At 44.8% G+C, this 17,738-nt stretch carries 11 protein-coding genes; 7 read left to right on the forward strand and 4 right to left on the reverse strand.

Annotated features, from left to right (window positions below; translation table 11 throughout):
* Positions 1–508: 508 nt before the first annotated feature.
* The 4 genes from pssA to ANPL_RS02090 form a co-directional block, all read right to left on the reverse strand.
* Positions 509–1,306, reverse strand: coding sequence for a CDP-diacylglycerol--serine O-phosphatidyltransferase (gene pssA, locus ANPL_RS02075; protein WP_169193140.1), 798 nt, complete (start codon positions 1,304–1,306; stop codon positions 509–511).
* 66 nt (positions 1,307–1,372) lie between these two features.
* Complete coding sequence (locus ANPL_RS02080; protein WP_169193141.1) at positions 1,373–2,059, reverse strand: phosphatidylserine decarboxylase; 687 nt, start codon at positions 2,057–2,059, stop codon at positions 1,373–1,375.
* 413 nt (positions 2,060–2,472) lie between these two features.
* Positions 2,473–5,826 carry an FAD-dependent oxidoreductase gene (locus ANPL_RS02085; protein WP_169193142.1) on the reverse strand — a complete coding sequence of 1,118 codons (3,354 nt, stop codon included), beginning with the start codon at positions 5,824–5,826 and terminating at the stop codon, positions 2,473–2,475.
* Positions 5,827–6,275: 449 nt separating this feature from the next.
* On the reverse strand, positions 6,276–9,455 hold the full coding sequence (locus ANPL_RS02090) for a hypothetical protein (protein ID WP_169193143.1): 3,180 nt from the start codon (positions 9,453–9,455) through the stop codon (positions 6,276–6,278).
* Between the two features lie 553 nt (positions 9,456–10,008).
* Between ANPL_RS02090 and efp the strand changes: the two genes are divergently transcribed.
* From efp to ANPL_RS02125, 7 genes are all read left to right on the forward strand, one after another.
* Complete coding sequence (gene efp / locus ANPL_RS02095) at positions 10,009–10,575, forward strand: elongation factor P (RefSeq protein ID WP_169193144.1); 567 nt, start codon at positions 10,009–10,011, stop codon at positions 10,573–10,575.
* A gap of 2 nt (positions 10,576–10,577) precedes the next feature.
* Positions 10,578–11,360 carry an inositol monophosphatase family protein gene (locus tag ANPL_RS02100; protein ID WP_169193145.1) on the forward strand — a complete coding sequence of 261 codons (783 nt, stop codon included), beginning with the start codon at positions 10,578–10,580 and terminating at the stop codon, positions 11,358–11,360.
* Positions 11,344–12,282 (forward strand): RluA family pseudouridine synthase, encoded by a 939-nt coding sequence (locus ANPL_RS02105; protein WP_236822877.1) that lies wholly within the window; start codon positions 11,344–11,346, stop codon positions 12,280–12,282. Before ANPL_RS02100 ends, ANPL_RS02105 begins: the two co-directional genes overlap by 17 nt.
* Before the next feature lie 734 nt (positions 12,283–13,016).
* Positions 13,017–13,655: an exopolysaccharide biosynthesis protein gene (locus ANPL_RS02110; protein ID WP_169193146.1), complete on the forward strand. Its 639-nt coding sequence runs from the start codon at positions 13,017–13,019 to the stop codon at positions 13,653–13,655.
* The gene (cysS, locus tag ANPL_RS02115) at positions 13,652–15,046 is read left to right on the forward strand and encodes a cysteine--tRNA ligase (RefSeq protein ID WP_169193147.1); all 1,395 of its coding nucleotides are present in this window, start codon (positions 13,652–13,654) and stop codon (positions 15,044–15,046) included. The genes ANPL_RS02110 and cysS overlap by 4 nt, the downstream gene beginning before the upstream one ends.
* A gap of 1,001 nt (positions 15,047–16,047) precedes the next feature.
* Positions 16,048–17,019 (forward strand): ribonucleotide-diphosphate reductase subunit beta, encoded by a 972-nt coding sequence (locus ANPL_RS02120; protein ID WP_169193619.1) that lies wholly within the window; start codon positions 16,048–16,050, stop codon positions 17,017–17,019.
* A complete protein-coding gene (locus tag ANPL_RS02125; RefSeq protein ID WP_169193148.1) occupies positions 17,009–17,617 on the forward strand; it encodes a TlpA family protein disulfide reductase in 609 nt (202 codons plus the stop codon). Before ANPL_RS02120 ends, ANPL_RS02125 begins: the two co-directional genes overlap by 11 nt.
* Positions 17,618–17,738 lie beyond the last annotated feature (121 nt).

Raw genomic sequence — 17,738 nt, forward strand, 5'->3', positions numbered from 1 at the left:
GCCTCACCCAGTAGAAAGTTTCTAGACTTGTAGTCGTCTTTCGACACTTTTCCTCGGAGTGCAATACATTTACCATGTGTTGCTCATGGCCCAATACTAATTGGCTTTTCGTTTTTGACCCATAAGCTTGCTATAGCATGAGATCAATCCGATGCCGCGCTGCATTACGCGTCTTGTGCCCAGACTTTGTGATCTAATGAATGCCATACGATGTTCTGTCATTACTGACCGTAAAAACGCGCACCATGGGTTTTCTCTCGGGAAAGCGCTTTTTTGTTTTCACGCTGAACTTTATGACACCATATTGCAGAAAATTATGGCTGTCATAAAGCTGCATAACATATTGAGAGCACAAAAAACGCAGGCTTATGTGCGCATGTAGCATTACAAGAGGGCCACCATGTTTTCGCCGAAATTCAAGAAATTTCTTCCAACTGTTACACCAAATCCCTTCGTTCATAGCCACTACCAGCACAGAGGCATTAACGAATCAAATAAATCACAGTTGCTACAGGTCAGTCTTAAGGCGAGTGCACCTTGAGCTTATGTACATGTAATAAGCGCTGCCTATCGGGACTGACACAAAATACATAAGGCACATAATCGGTAAAGTGATCCATGGGTTGGTTACTGTCAATATGAGCAATACCGCTAGCAACATGATGACTAAGTAAGCCCATTTCTTGGGAATCCTAGTGTGCTTTGCCGACACCGTGGGAATCCTACTAACCAGGAGAAACGCCACAGCTGCAAAATACAATGCAATCCAGTTCTTATATTCCAGTAAGTCAGAAGACCACAGAATACCCGCATCCCAAAAGGTCAGCATAACAGGCACTAAAACAAGCATAGCACCCATGGGCGCGGGAACACCTACGAAAAAGTGCTTCTTCCATTCCTGATGATCATCCTCACAAAGTGACACGTTAAAACGGGCCAGTCTAATGGCAACACATACAACGTATACCATGACCAAGACCCAACCCACGATTTTTACACTACGCAACACCCAAAAGTAAAGAAGGAAGGCAGGTGCAACACCAAAGCTTAAGAAGTCAGCAAAGGAATCCAGATGCGCGCCAAAGTCAGTGGTGGAATTAAGCAACCGGGCTATCCTGCCGTCAATAGTATCCATGAAAACGGCGACTATTATGAACACCATCGCTGCTTCCCACTGACCGGTGAAAGCACACTTTACGGAAGCAAGGCCGGAACACAAACCAAGCATCGTGACAACACTAGGAAGCAACCTGACCAGGGGCAAATAACCATCACTGCTCTTATCCCTCGAATTCCCACTGCCCATGAGACAACCACCACAACACTCGTTAGGAGCCGTTATTATAACGTTAATTCACGCAACACAAACAATTTACGCTTTTGTCTTCTCGGCCTTCTGGCCAGCGGGCTGCTGCTGGCGTGCGCTCAAGTCAGATATTATGGTTTCACCAGCTACAACAGTCTGCCCTTCCGTCACAAAAATGGGCATGTCACTGGGAACATAAACATTCATCCGGCTACCAAACCTTATTATACCCATCCTAACACCAAGTTGGGCGTGGCCTTCAGCTTTCAAGTCACATACTATACGCCTTGCTATTACCCCAGCAATTTGTTCAACTACTATGCCGTGCGTCCCCACAGAAGATTCGATAACCGTACGCACCATTTCCTTGTCATGGCATGCGCCGTCAGTATAAGCAGGGGAGAACTTCCCAGGCCGATATTCAACCGATTTCACCACCCCAGATACTGGCACACGATTGACATGAACATCAAGGACGCTAAGAAAAATACCAACCCTGGTCACCATAGTACCCTGCCCTATTGGAGACTCCACCTCGGATATCGAAGTCACAACCCCATCTGCAGGACTCACTATAAGTGCATCATTTGATGGTATAACACGCTCAGGATCACGGAAAAAGAGCACAAACAAGACGGTGGCAAAAAGGAATACTACCCCAAGTCCAAAAGAAACAGAAAACCCCGCACATGAAAGGAGAAACGCTATACCTATAAATGGGTACCCTTGCTTATGAATACTGGGAAAACACATAACAAACCGCCGTCTACTTGAAACATGCAGATTGTAGGAACTTGTCACCAAAATTGCAATTCATCTTTTGGCACCATGCCTTTTTTACACTAAGCAACCAATAAAGGTAGTATGGTAAAGGACTGGTAATCTAAGATTATAGGAAAAAGGACAAAACTGCATGGACTAGCTGGAATACATGTTGAACACCACGACCACATATCCGTTCTCAGTGCCGAATAGATACATGCGCTCAACAACGCCATGGATAGGTGATTGTTAGTGCCTAAGATCAGCACTAGCACACTCGGAAATCATTGACCGCCTAGAGCCTGCCAAACGCCTGCATCGAAGCGCGGCTTTATAGTGCCTCACAAAAAGATACTGCACCCCATAGTCAGGCTCCTTTTCATACAACTTAAACCGGAAAACTCCTAGCAGCCCTCTTTAGCGTTTTCTATACAATGGTTCACCCATAAGGAAGTGCTCTTCTCCAACACACTGTTCTGCGCCAGTCGATTTCGCAAGAAATCAAAGTCCACCCTTCGAGCACACTGATCCTGATTGACGCAGCTGTAGAGAAAACTTTCCTCTCCTGTGCCGGGATCTACATGCCTTTGAATGCACTGACCACAAATTTCCTTCATCATGCACTGCATGGGAGAATTTATGGAAGCTATCAATCTTATATCTTCTTTGAAGGCACTTTTTAGCTTGCCAGTCATACAATTTTTTATTGCTGACATCATGCCGCTAGACCCTACCATGATCACCCGATCAATGGAATCTAGCTTTATTTTCGCTCTACAGTCTTGGCTGTACTCTGTAATCGCTTCAATTACATTTCCTTGATAGAACAAATCTTGAGAACGCGAAAGCGCTACGACGCCTTTTTCGCAGCACCATACTGCTGCATTAGAAGCTGCCTTCACTTGTTGCGTACCAAATACACTGCTCTGTGTCTTAAATCCCGCAAAAAACAAGACTTTACAGCCATGTGACATCATTGACTCCCCTATGGAGAAGAGTGCAGCATTACCAACACCGCCACCAATCAGCATGACGTTCTCTGCTGTCGGTATATAGGTAGGAGAGCCTGTTGGCCCCATTAGGCTGACCAACTGGCCAGGCTGCAGATTATTACAAAGACGTGATGAAACCCCGACATCCAGCACCACCACAGAGACTGTGCCTTCTTCCCTATCAACAGAAGTCCCTGTCACCGCAACGCATTCCATGTCCATATCTAGGTAATTATCTCTCCCTATACTTTGCATTCTATAGAACTGTCCAGGCTTGAAGTTTGCTGCCGCCAAGGGCGCATGTATCCTTATCTCCATTATCTTATCTGCTAGCTTTGTAGCAGCAACCACCTTGGCGCCAAAGAGCTGTGTTATTTTTGCGAAAAACTCTTCGTTATTAGAAGATGATTCGCACTGTTCCAGTGCTTGAGATATTCCCAAATAGCCGTTCTTCGCACTGGCAAGCGCCTTTACTACGCTACCTTTATAATAGGGATGGATGTCACCAAAGGCACTTATAGTTTTTTCACTTGAAAGATAGAAACTGTTTTCGTCGAGTATCAAATCACTTGCAGCACAACCACATTGGAATTCTCTGCTGTGCGCCCTACTTTCTTCTAAAGTCACCGAGTTTTCATTAGTTCCTATAGCAATAACAACACACTTTGCGGGAACGAACCTTTTCCCGTTGTTCCGATCAATCACTTGTATTCCCACCGCAGATTTGTATTTGTTGACCAGGATCTCATCGAGCTGCAGGTTTTCTGCGAAATATATTCCCTCCGACATGGCGTGTGTTAATTCGTCACTATTTAGCCGGTAAGCAGTTGAAGAATTTAAACCACTTCTGTAAACAATGGTCACCCCTCCCCATTTCTGTAATAGCTCTAATATTCTAGGTGCCCTACCCTCTCTGGTTGCCAATTCTTTTTCATGTCTTATTTGTCGTGCGTGTGTTAGGAATTCACCAAAAATCTCCACCTCTTCTTCAGTCCAATCGCCTTCAAGGGTCCCTTGATAGCAGTTTTGTGACAGTTCCTCGTATCTCTCAAGGAATCTCTCAACCTGTATTGGATAGTAAGCAAGCAGTTCAGTTGCTGCATCAACTGCTGTTAAGCCGCCTCCGACTACTACAGCAGGAAAGCGAATTTGGAGCCCTGATATCGAAGATTTGTGCGGCGCATTCCCCAAATGTAATGCCATCAAAAATGACGAAGCCGTCATCACGCCTTTTGCCAACATGTTTTTGCACATAGGTATTTTAGGCCCCCCGGCACCTGTGGCCAGCGCTATATGATGGAACCCCATGGAAAACGCATCCTGCGTGCTCAGCGTACTCCCTAACCGAATACCCCCGTACGCGGCAAAATGGTACCTTCTCTCCAGCAGCATGCGCGCAACCTTGAGATAATTTTTGTTCCATCTTGCCGTGATTCCATATTCTGATACCCCACCAAAACCATAGGATAATCGCTCCTCCAAGTTCTCAAAAATTTCTGTTTTTGCATTTTTTATCAGGGTAAATGACGTTTTTTCACTACTACGTGAGACACCTGAAAGATGTACAGGCAACGGATCGATTTTCAGGCCATCTACCGCTATGACATTATGCCCTTCATTGAGCAAATAATGGGAAATACCTATGCCTGCGGGGCCCAGCCCCACAACAAGCACGTTCTTACCTGTGGGCTGTTTAGGTAAAGTGTTGGAAAAGGATAGAGGGTTCCACCGGGTAAACAGAGAGTAGATTTCAAACCCATAGGGCAAATTTAGGACACTATCTAAAACATGGGTTTCAATAGAAGGAACATCTACCTGCTGTTGCTTCTGGTATATACAAGCCCTGGTGCAGTCATTACAGATTCTGTGGCCTGTCATGACGCACATAGGGTTATCAATCGCGATTACCGCCAAAGGGGCTATCACTAATCCTTGGCTTTTTAGTAAGTTAGTTTCGGATACTTTGACTTTTAAAGGGCAGCCAATCATGGGTACGTTGAGCCCCGACCGTTTAATGCTGCCATCTCGATCCACCATACCACGAGAGCAGCTGTCACGCTTTTGTTTATGGCAAAATATACAGTAATGCACCTCGTTTAGCGCCTGATATGCGGTGGGAGTCTTAGCAGTGGCAAACCCGGTACGTTGCTTGAGTATTTTCCGGCTCGCAGTGTGTACAGGGAAGCCGTCTACCAAATCCTTTTTTTCCAATGGCACAAGGTTATCTTTATCGTATTGTTTGGGCACCTGAAACAGTAAGGATCCACCTCCGCTATGCACCATGTGTACGGCATACTGTGCGGCTATATCCAAACTGTCAGAATATCGCTCAGGATCTTCCATCCACAGATTTACCTTTTTGACGAATATATCCTCGCTCACAGCGGATGGACTAGTCTCAAGAAGCTGCGCCAGCGCATAAGTAATCTCACTGAAACTCAAGTTTATTTGCAAAATGTTGGGATATTTCCTAGTAGCATAGCGCTGAACAAAATTTCTCTTGCACTTATACAGTGCGAGAAACTCTCTATTTAGGCATTGTCCCTCATCTACTTCGGCTTCTATTTTGAACATTTTCGCTATGAATCTTTCAAGGAGATGCGCCAGCTCTATTATCAAGGAGGAGTCACCGCTGGCTGAACTGCGTGCGTCTAAAAGCTTTTGAAACAGGTCCGGACAATGATTTTCCACATCAGCCAAGAACTTTTGATCAACTTTGATCAGTCCATCGACGGAATAAAGGTCTGCTGGCGTCAAATTCGGCATTAAAAATTAGCCCACGTTGAAGTTGAGATACGCACGGAGAAAGACCTTGGGTTTACTGCCAAGATTATATCAGGTGTATCAAGAACACTGCAACAACATCCGCAAAGATAAGCAAGATGGTATTGGTCTGAGAAGATGGATAGCAGTGCTATAAAAACACCCTACCTCCCTGGCCTGAGTAGACAATGCAATGTGTCTCTACGCACTACGATAGGCTTCAACTAGGAAAATGAAGAAATACCATTAGGGAATGAACACTTAAGAGGCATTTGAAAGAAAGAATATCAGTATACATACTAGAATGAGGGCCGTAGGAGCTTATGATTCTTGCAAGTGTACCTTTGTTATTTGTGTATCAAATTAAGGAAAAACCGCGTGGCCAGTCCCTTGGACAAATGCCACGCGGCTCGTTAGTTGCGGGCGTTAATGCCGCTTAGTCTGAAGTAGCCTTATCTACCGCGTTGTTGCTTAGAAGTTTCTGAAGCGATAGCGGAACTATGCTTTCCTTCAAACTTCTGAACTAGTTCCCCAACCCTAGAACGTTTAGGGGAACTAAATTTGCGTACCAGTGCATCAACGTGGCCCACCGATACTTCACCGTGACGTTGAGGAGACTTCCTCTGCATAGAAGCGTTGATCGAGTGATTACCCATAGAATGTCTCACATTTCCTGCGCCAGAAACGTTGTCACGCTCAGCTTGCAAGCGGCTCTCTATACTTTTCACAGTAAGGTCAACGCTTTTCCTCGATGCAAACAGAGTTTCACGATCGTCATTGGCTTTCATAGAGTTTTTTACCATGCGAATGACAGCGAAATTAGCCGCTGAAGGCATGTGCTCCGCTGGAACACTCGGTTTGTTTTGAGTAAAATCAGTCGCAAACATCTTAAGCGCACTTCCAGAGTTTACTGAGTTATTGGGAGAAGAAACAGTTGCTGCACTCTTCTCAGCACCGTTCAATAACATCTCTACACTGCGTTTAATCCCAGGAGATGCGTTTTTCATAACTCTTGTAGAACGTTTTACCCCAGCCAGAGCGTGCATTTCCTTTCCTTTACCAGCAGTTGCCGCAGAAACTGTAGGCTTGTTTGATACTTGTTCACGCACCGAAACTGTGCTAGAGGAAGGGCTGGCAGAAGGCACTCTTGGTCTGGAAGCTGAATCAAGCTGTATAGAGACTTCTGTTCTGAACTTAGTGGGGCTTGCAGGAGAGGGGCTCCTGGCAGGCTCACTTGGTTTAGCAGCAACAAGTTTAACTAGCGAAGGAGTGCAAGACTGCAGTGAGGAGCCAGACAAATTCGGGACACTCAAAGCAGGGCTCCGAGCAATAACGACTGGGTTAAAAGTGGCAGGCTGCGTCTGCTTCGTTTCAGCAGAAGTACTTGCAAGACTTGCAAAACTGCTAAAGGCATGCATTGCGCGTTGTGCTGGAGTAAATGTTGCAGCCGCTACAGATGCGCTCTTTGGAGCAACAGGAGGCTTAACAGCTGGGGCCTTCTTTTTTGTCTCAAGTAAACGCACTGGAGAAATACTCCTGGTGATCGTAGCAGCTCTGCTTACCGAAGATTCACTCGCTGCTTTTGCTTCAGACTCTTGCACTTTTTGGGTACTTACATCCAGAAATACTGCTCTTTCTGAAAGTGGAGATCCTGCTCTTGCTGCTTCCTCTTCTTTCTTTGATGTTTGTTGGGCATCGAAAAATGGACGTGGAGGCAAATCTGGGGCTACATCTTCGTTGTCCGAAGGGGATGACACGCTATTTGAACTGGAAGAAGAGCTACTTTTAGTTGATCTAGCGTATATAGGTTCCTCTTGTTGAAATACGCTTCCTGAACTTGATCCGGATACTGACTTAAGATTTTTCCTACCTTCAAGGAGGTCAGCAAGGGAAGGTACCCGAATTTCAGGAGATGGTGTTGAAGCTTGAGTCACTGGTATTATGACCTTCAGACCTTTAGCATTAGCAGATCTACCTAATAACCTTTGGAAAACTCCTACAGCTTTTGTAGATTCTGTAGCAGCACTTTTTGCTGCATTCTTTTTTATAGTAGAAGGTCCCGCTTCACTTACCGATGCAGTAGAAGCAGCCGCCACACCACTCGTGCTTTGAGTGTCAGAAAACCTGCTAAACACTTTTACCTTTTGAAGTGCCCCCATCACTCCAGGAGAGTGCTGTGCAGTACTTTTTGCTATGTCTTTTTGGCTTTCACCCGTAGAAAAAGCTCGGCTGAGGGACAATCTTACACTGATAGTATCTAAAAGTTGCGGAGACAACCTACCAACTTGGGGAGACCTACGTGTTTGCAATGTACTAGCTCGTCCAGCAAGTTTTTCTTCCCTCTTTTCCGAGCTAGAGGAGGGTATTATGGCCTGATCATTCATAGGATTACCTGGGTTATGTATATGTGTGGGGTGGTCCAGAGAAGCAGATTCGCTTGTAACTATGCCGCGATTAACAGCGACACTTGGTTTCTCTGAAGAAGACTGCTGCTGGGAACCCGCTTCAGAGGTTACGCTTTGGCTATCCGCTATGCTCTGTTCCTTACGTGACGGGACAGAACTTGTATAACTAGGCTCTGAAGAAATAAAAGGATTAGGTGCATCGAGAAACGTAAGTGAATTCCTGATAGGTAGAGCATCGACAGCATTGAATATTTCCTGGGCAAATGAGCCCTCAGAATTTGATCTCCCTGCACTGCGGCGAAAGCCAGTTACAAAAGCGCTACGCTGTGGCTCACCATCACGATGAATTTGCGCAGTCGTTGTAACCATATACTCTTCAGGAAGGTCAATTTGCCTTGCAGTTTGTGCACCTGAAGGACCTACAGTACTTGGAACAGCGCCTTGCGCCGGGATCCTGTAGGTACGCGCACTTTCCCCTAACTCCATGTAGGAGCTCCCATTACTAGAATGTGTGGGCGAAGGGGGATCCTGAGCTGGAATGCCGTCTACACCTCGGCTAGAATTCGATTTCGGTGGAACCATAATTAAGTCGTCAAATAGGTTCCTTTTGGCAGGAGAGTTTTTGTTTCTTGTGAATGCTGAAACAAAAGCTTGCCCAAAATTTCTAAAAAAATCCCTTACCTGCTTACCGAGATTCTTCTTCTTACTAACCGGCTTCAAATATCCGTCGCTTCCAGTGGAAAGATGTCTTAAACCGGGTGATTTCTTCGGCACTTCGGGCGCATCATCTTGCTCTTGCTTGTTAGTCAAGCCTTTAGATTCAGGAGACCCTTCATTGTCAAAGTCAAAATCTAGGTGCTCATAGATCGGCGTAGAACTTGACCGCGGCAAATCAGATTCAGCTTCTTGCCCTGGCTCATCCAAATCTGACGCTATGTCGCCAAAAGAAACATATCCTCCTTCACACGAAGAAGGTATGTCTACTTCATCTTCTTCAGCGGCATAGACGTGTACACTGCCGGCTCTACTACCAGTATCGGCACGGCTACTTGCTTCGACATACCCCGTACTATCATGGCCAACAGAACCAGTACTTTCTGTACCCGAAGGTATAGGGTTGTTTGCACCACCGACTTGCTGTGATAGGCTAGTGTCTCGTGTTTTAGTCTTACTGCGTTTTGTTCCTTTATGCTTTCCTTTCCTAAATATTTTTAATTGTTTTTTCATAGTCCCAACATCTTATCTAAAAGAGTGGGCATTCTATTAAAAAATTAATGAAAGTCAAAAAATTAAAGGCAATTTAGTGTATTACCGAGGAAAAACGGTTGTCTACTTTTCCCAAGCAATGAGGAAAACAGGTTCAGTGAGTCGCAGAGGAAATTTTTAACAAATATTAAGAATTCTAAAACCGGCATGTAGCGCCTTAATGGGTAAAATACTCGGTACATTTGTATGTGGCACCAACACAGTCTATCTTAAGAAGGCTTTTTGTGTTGTGAATGGCTGTAAAATTCGGTTATACGTATGCTGCTGCTTACTCTCAAGCATTCGACGAGCTAACTATTCGATAGGAGCTCTGCGTTGCCTTTTATTGAATGCATACAGTGCGCGTCTGTATCTATTAAAAGGTTGCGACATGCATTTCGTTTTCAATTTCTATAGTGCTTAGTAGTACTGTTGGTGTAGGACTTACAAGTGAAAATGTGCGAAAGGTCCTAAATTTTACTTGAGTTGTATTGCCCTTGTGTTTACAATTCACATTCTCTAAATGGAGGTGGCTATGGCTGAAAGGGGTAATGACATTAAGCCTGGTCAGGTTCTTGATCACAATGGAGCTTTGTACTTAGTGGTTAAAACCATGCACACTCAACCTGGAAAGGGGGGTGCGTACGTCCAAGCAGAGCTCAAGAATCTCAAAACCGGAGCTAAGTATCAAGAAAGGTTTAGAGCCGATGGTAACGTAAAGCGTGCTATCATGGAGGAAGTGAGTTTTCAGTATATCTTTGGAGATTCTTCTTCGATTACGCTCATGAACACAGAAAATTATGAGCAAATCTCGATACCGATAGAGCTACTGGGAGAGAAGAGCGTGTATTTGAAGGAAAATATGATTCTCACACTACTCTTTCATAAAGGGGAAGTGATCTCGGCAAAGGTTCCTGATTATGTTGTCCTCGAGGTGGTTGAAGCCGAGTCTGTGATTAAGGGACAAACAGCGTCTTCGTCGTATAAGTCTGCGGTTTTGGAGAATGGGCGACGCGTCAGTGTGCCACCTTTTATCAAAGTTGGAGAAAAAGTTGTCATATACACTCCCGATGATACATATTATGAGAGGGCCAAAGATTAGCAATGGCAGCGCTGTTTTCGCCGGTCATAGGAGTAATACTTAAGGCGGTACGCAAGTCCTCCAAAGGGTTGATGCGGGACTTTAATGAGGTTAGGTATCTGCATTCGTCGTACACCACTGCAAGTGAGTTCACACGTGCGGCGTACGCCAGATCGAGCAGGATTATTGGAGAGGAGCTCAGCTACTACAAACAAGGTCTGGGAATGTTTTTTGAGGGCACCAGGAACGGTGATGCTGCCTTGGGCGATATGTTTTGGTTTGTTAGCCCAATAGATAGCAGAACCAACTTTATGAGTGGCATACCGTACTTTGCTACAGCCGTTGCACTTGTAAAAAATGGTGAGGTCGTGGCGGCGGTGGTTGATGCCCCCGCTTTAAATGAAACATATTACGCCGAAAAAGGCTTTGGAGCTTTTGTCGAAAGCAATCACGGAAGATACACGAGACTGCGTGTAACTAATAAAACAAGCGTAAACGCCGCGGTGCTTGACTTTACGGCAGGTGACGCCGGTGTTAGGGATGTTGTCTGCAAACTTGCCACCAACCATATAGTATTGCGTTCCATGGGGTCAATAGTTCTGGGCATTTCATACCTTTGCTCCGCGTGTTACGACATAATAATATACTCTGGTGTTCAGGAGTACAAAGCTGGAATGGCAACGCTTTTTGTCGAAGAAAGCAGGGGTAATGTTTCTATTACAGGAAACCTGCTTTGTGCCAGTAATAGCGATCTACTGGCGTTTCTTGGGCAGGGGTTACCGCACAACAGTGAAGAAAAAAACTGAGTACCTCGTTGAGGGCAAAGATGAAGTACGGCTTGATAGGTATGTGCGGGGAATCCTGTTAGGCATCACGCAATCCTTGATAGAGAAGTTAATAAGGAAGCGCCATATCCTATTAAACGGAGAAAAAACCAAGTCTTCAGCACGCGTTAAAGCTGGTGACGTCGTGAGTGTTTACAACGTTGATGAAATCGCAACCAAAAAGAAAGAAATACAAGTAAAACAATGTGAAGCTCTCACCAAGATAGTAAAAGAGAGCGTCATATATCAAAATGAACATGTTATTGTCATTAACAAGCCCGCAGGTGTAAACGTTCAAGGCGGCACCTGCGTGGGAATCAGCATATGTGATCTCTTGGATAAGATGATAAGCGAAGAAGAGTTGTTTATTGTACATAGGCTAGACAAAGCGACGACCGGAATCTTAGTTTTGGCACGCAGTGTCACTATAGCAAGGAGGCTGTCTGAAGAATTTCGCTATAGGAGAGTAAAAAAAGAATATCTAGCAGTTACTTATGGTATTCCTGAGACAAAAAACGGAACTATCGATCTACCAATTTTGCGTAAGAAAAACATGCATAAAGATAGATGTTCCACCTCACTGCAAGATGCACAAACCCAGTATTCCTTGCTTAAGGCCAATGGTGAAAATGCGTTACTTGCACTAAGCCCTGCCACTGGTAGGAAGCATCAGTTAAGAATCCATTTGGCACAAATTGGCTGTCCAATCATTGGGGATACCAAATATGGCAAAGAACCCGCAACAAAAGATCCTGCGCAGTTGCACTTACATGCTTGGAAAATGGCTTTCACAGTATTTGATAATGATATCAAAGTCAAGGCCCCCCTTCACGAGCATATGAAAAAAACTTTGCAGGAGTCTTTTGGTATCTCTAATGTAGATGATTTCGCAGCAGAAATCTGAAGCGTGTGGCTGAAATACTTCCTTTAGCAGTATTAAGGTTAGTAGCACATTGCACCGCCTGTGTCACTTGTACTTAGCGGAGAGCTTATGTGTGACTTTAAGGATGAAAACTTGCGTGCAATCCCCAGTAGCAGCGTGAGCCATACTGCGACTCGCTATTCAACCTTGAGTTATTCCACAAATGTTGCCGTCAGCTACATGTCCTAAGCAGTAGCTATTGGCGCAGTGCAGCAGTCCGCTAGACACCCAAGAGCACCAACTACTGGTCAAGCTTGTAGATGCCGTAACAAATACACCATGTCTTGTAGAATGTAATCCGTTGCATAACCAACAGCTGCGCAACCAAGTTACCGCTGACCAGGCATCGCTTAAAGATCGTGTTATCTCTAGCATCCTGATTAAGTTAGATTCTTCTGCTGTTCCTGATATCCCTCTTCCTAAACCGTTTAGGGGGAGAAGTGATAATAACTCCTAACCAAGGCTAATTTTGCGCTCGCATATGGGAACTGCGCTCATTTGGAAAACTTGGAAATATTGTTTGTATAGGTACAAATTGTCCAATTTTGCATAAAGTCACACTGGCGCCCTAAAGCGGTAGTGCATCTTTGGGAATAGTGGTGTTTGAAAGATTGAGGGGGTGAGGGATTCGCGTGACGCTTCTGTGCAAATTTCGCTATACATGTCCGTGCCATGTGATATCGTATACCAGGGCCTGAGTTTCTTATGGATTTATTATGGCTGCTGATAGGGACAGGAGAGCTGTATCTGATATATTGGAAGAAGTTAGCGTCCAAGGCAGTGCTGATACTGTTACCCTACGCGAGTTGAAGCTATTACTACAAGATCGGGGCTTTGGTATATTGATTTTGCTTTTTTCGTTGCCTCTTTCCATCCCCATTCCTGTTATTCCTGGGTACACGACCATATTGTCGCTGCCACTTCTGCTGTTTTCTATACAGATGCTCAGGGGTATGTCTACGCCATGGTTACCGGATTTTTTGGAGCAGAAGTCGTTTAAGAGGAGTTTTCTCGCACTGGTGGTTGAGAAGACTTCACCGTTTCTAAAGATGATGGAGCGCTGGACTAGACCTAGGATGTTGTTCATTTTTACTGAGGTTGGCGAGAGGGCCATGGCGTTGGTGTGTCTCCTATGTGCTATATCTATCGCAATTCCCCTACCGTTGACTAATTTTATCCCTGCATGGGGGATATCAGCCATCGCGCTTGGGGTGTTGAGTAGGGATGGGGTTTTGGTGACCATAGGAGTTTTATGTGCGTTTTTTGGACTTTCCGTAACTGCCGTTGTAATCATAGCGGGGCCTAAACTGGTTATGGGAATGTTCTCTTTAGTCTATAAATTTTTTACGGGATGAAATTATACGACACCCTCAGTGGCAAGGAGCAGGCATTTGAGCCAATTGATAGATCATGTGTTAGGGTGTATGCCTGTGGCCCAACTGTTTATGATCTCGCCCATATAGGAAATGCGCGCTCTGCTGTGGTATACGACGTTCTTTTTCGGCTCTTGAGCGAGCTGTATCCGAAAGTTGTGTACGTCAGAAACATTACAGATATAGACGACAAGATTATCCATGCTGCCGCTGAGAGTGGAGAGACTCTTGACTGTATAACAGAAAAATACACAAGGTTCTTCCACGAAGACATGCAGTCGCTAAATTGTCTATCTCCCACGATAGAGCCTAAAGCTACTACAGAGATAGATACAATGCTAGAGATCATAGGTCGCTTGATTGATGCGGGGCACGCTTACATCAAGAACGGTTCCGTATATTTCAGCATAGAGTCTTACCAGCAGTATGGTATTCTATCGGGGCGGAAGGTAAAGGAGCTGCTATCTGGGAGTAGGGTAGATATTGATGTAAATAAGTTACACTCTGGAGATTTTGTGTTATGGAAGCCAGCAACTGATCTTGATATTAAGCTTGGGGCATCCTGGGCCAGTCCATGGGGTTGTGGCCGGCCTGGGTGGCATATAGAGTGCTCGGCGATGAGTTATCACTACCTTGGTGAGAGCTTTGACATTCATGGAGGAGGGGCGGATCTCATGTTTCCTCATCACGAAAATGAGATAGCTCAGAACATGTGTGCGTTTCCACATGGGCAATATGCCAAGTACTGGGTGCATAATGGATTTCTTACCGTAAATGGCGGGGAAAAGATGAGTAAGTCACTGGGTAACGTGATAACTGTTCGAGGGCTGAAAGATCTGGGAATTGGGGGAGAGGTCATTAGGTATGTATTCTTAGGAACCCACTATAGGAAGCCCCTGGATTGGAATGAAAAGGCAGTGACGGATGCCAGTGCAGCTTTGGCTAAGATGCACAGGGTCTGCGAGAGCTTTACATATGAACAGCTGAACAATGGGGTTGACGGTGTTGATGTGCACGAAGATGTGCTTAAGGCTTTGAGGGATGATATCAACACCCCTTTGGCGCTGACAGCGTTGCATGCGTTGGTTTCTGATATAAATAAATCAAACGATTTTGATGAAAAGTTATGGCTTGCTAGAGTGCTTAACAGGAGCGCAAAACTTATGGGTATTACCAACGGTTTTGCGGGCAAAAAGTCTGCAGAATCCTATGCGAATGTTGCGGAAATTCAAGAGCTGATAGAGCGCAGAAATCTTGCTCGGCAGTCTAGGGATTTTCCCCTTGCCGATGAAATACGCGGTAAGCTTTCAGGCATGGGGATCGAAGTTACAGATGAAAGGGATGGTAGTACTAGTTGGAAGACAAAGGATTAATTGAGCTTTTTGCACAGTAGGGCGTTATCAAAGCACTTTGCAAATATCTGTCAGTGAATGTAAATGGTCTTCTATTCCTGAGCTGGCAGCATCATCCAGTTTTTACTGCGGCAATGTGGCAAAATAGACATCAAAAAATGCTGCTGCGAGGAGATCTCACTGGCCGCTCGGAGTAAGGGCTTATTTGTATGCCATGTGGGAGTTATCATACCATTTCGATTGAATAATGTCCCCGCATTGCTTTATGGTAAATGTCAAAGATGATTGCTGAGAAATTGTTTTCCAAGGCAATTGGAAACATGAGCATCTGAACTGACTGTTGTATAAATATTATTCTCGTATTGAGCATGTATCTATTATGTTGTGAAGGGTTTCTATTTTTTATTAGGGTCCAACAGAATTATGGCGTTAATTAAAGCTACTGGTGTGGCACACGTGAACTTTTCACAGTAGGCGTTTCAAGCATAATTTCTCAAATAATGGTGTTGCATACAACCCAAACAACGTTTATAGCACTTATCTCCGAATACAAAAGACAATATGTTGTATGCATTATAAATTATTGCCACAAGTGATATATCATAATCTATATTCGGACAAGTGTAAGTTTTTTCCCAGTAAATTCCGCATTGTAAACTCAGAAAAGGGCTATAGCAGGGCATAAATGTGCATTTAATATTGAGATATTGGCAATTCTGCTATGTAGGATCTAGGATGGGTGTATTGAGATTTTGCATTGAATTTTAGTTTTTACCAAAATTTAGTAATTAGCATTATAATGCCCGGCTATCGCGCTGTTTTGTGTCAATGGCAGTTAGATGGTGTAGTTACGCAGCAAAGAGTATAAGGTGGCAAATGGTACGCCATTTTTGTGTTATGAAGTGCATGTTATTCACAAGCCCAAGTTAGGAGAAGGGGCGCTACTGTGTGCATGGATGGTGATTGACAATTTTTTTCTTATTTGTAAGGTTGAGCCCGTAGACTTTTCGCAAGGTAATGTAATGTCACTGTTGGATGCCAAGCCTGTATATAAGCCCTTTGATTACCCGTGGGCTTATGATGCATGGTTATGTCAACAGAAAATACACTGGCTGCCGGAAGAGGTGCCCCTTGCGGATGATGTGCAGGACTGGAAGACTGTCCTTTCTGAAAAGGAAAAGAACCTACTAGTTCAAATTTTTCGCTTCTTCACGCAAGCTGACATTGAAGTGAATAATTGCTACATGAAGCACTATTCAAATATTTTTAGGCCTACCGAAGTTTGCATGATGCTTTCCGCGTTTTCTAACATGGAGACCATACACGTTGCTGCGTACTCTTACCTACTGGACACTATCGGCATGCCAGAAGTGGAATATCAGGCATTTCTGAAGTTTGAGGTCATGAAGAAGAAGTATGACTATATGCAGAGGTTTGAAGAGTTCAGAAGAGGGGATAAGAGGCATGTTGCCAAGACCTTGGCTGTGTTTGGAGCATTTACTGAAGGCTTGCAATTGTTTGCGTCATTTGCCATTCTGTTGAATTTTCAACGTTTTGGTAAGATGAAGGGCATGGGCCAGATTATAGCATGGTCTGCCCGTGATGAAAGCCTGCACACGGTGTCAATAATCAGGCTGTTCAATACTTTTGTTCGTGAGAATCGCGAGATTTGGGATGAGGACCTTAAAAAGGAACTCTATGATGCGTGTGGCGTGATAGTGTTTCTTGAAGATGAATTCATCGATTTGGCATTCGCTCTTGGGGATGTGGAGGGGCTGTCTGCTGATGAAGTGAAGAGTTACATAAGGTTTATAGCAAACAGAAGATTGAAACAGTTGCACCTGGAGCCTATGTATGACGTTGGTGAGAATCCGTTGCCTTGGCTTGATGAGATCCTTAATGGTGTGGAGCATACGAACTTTTTTGAGAACCGGGTTACCGAGTATGCTAGGGCTGCTACGGAAGGGACGTGGGAGGAAGCATTTGAAGATTAGTTGGCCTCAAATAGGAGTTGTGCTCTTATGTCTGAGTGTTCTTTCCGGGGTGGTGCATGCTGCTAAGCGGGGGAATGGGGCCAGCGATGTTCTTCCAGAAGTTTTTGTTGCCGGTAAGCTAAGTAGGAGCTACCAGGTTGCTGATCAAGTGTTTTCAGATCTAGGAGGAAAGCAGTTTTCCCTGTCTGATTTCAGCGGGAAGGTTATTGTTGTGGTGTTTTGGGCGCCATGGAGCCTAGATTCTGTGACTCTCTTGCAGGGAGCTCAAGATGCCAAGAAGCACTTCGATGCGAAAGGCATGGGGGACCGCATCGCTTTTCTTCCCGTATGTGATACAAGTATAGCCGACTTAGAAGCTGTGGAATTTGCTCGCGATGGTTACGGCCTAGATCTGTCTATGTACGTTGATAGCGGGCATTCTCTCTTTGAGTCTTTCGACATCACGTCTATTCCTTTGACCCTGATTATAGACGGGGCCGGGGCAGTGGTGTATCGCATAGGTGGGTACTTTAGGTTGGATCACCCGAAGGTATGGGAAGAGCTTGCTGGCCTTTTTGCAAAGGATAAGGCAGGTGTTGATGGTGTTAATCAACAGTAAGCGGATGCTCCCCAATAGTGTTTTAGTCCTGGTGCCTGGCGGCGAAGAGATTCGCTTTTAAGGCGCTTGGGTACGGGTACGTGCCAGTAGCTCTTTTGCTGAAGAGAGCGATGATTTTGTC

It is taken from the genome of Anaplasma platys, assembly GCF_012790675.1.
Classification (GTDB): Bacteria; Pseudomonadota; Alphaproteobacteria; order Rickettsiales; family Anaplasmataceae; genus Anaplasma; species Anaplasma platys.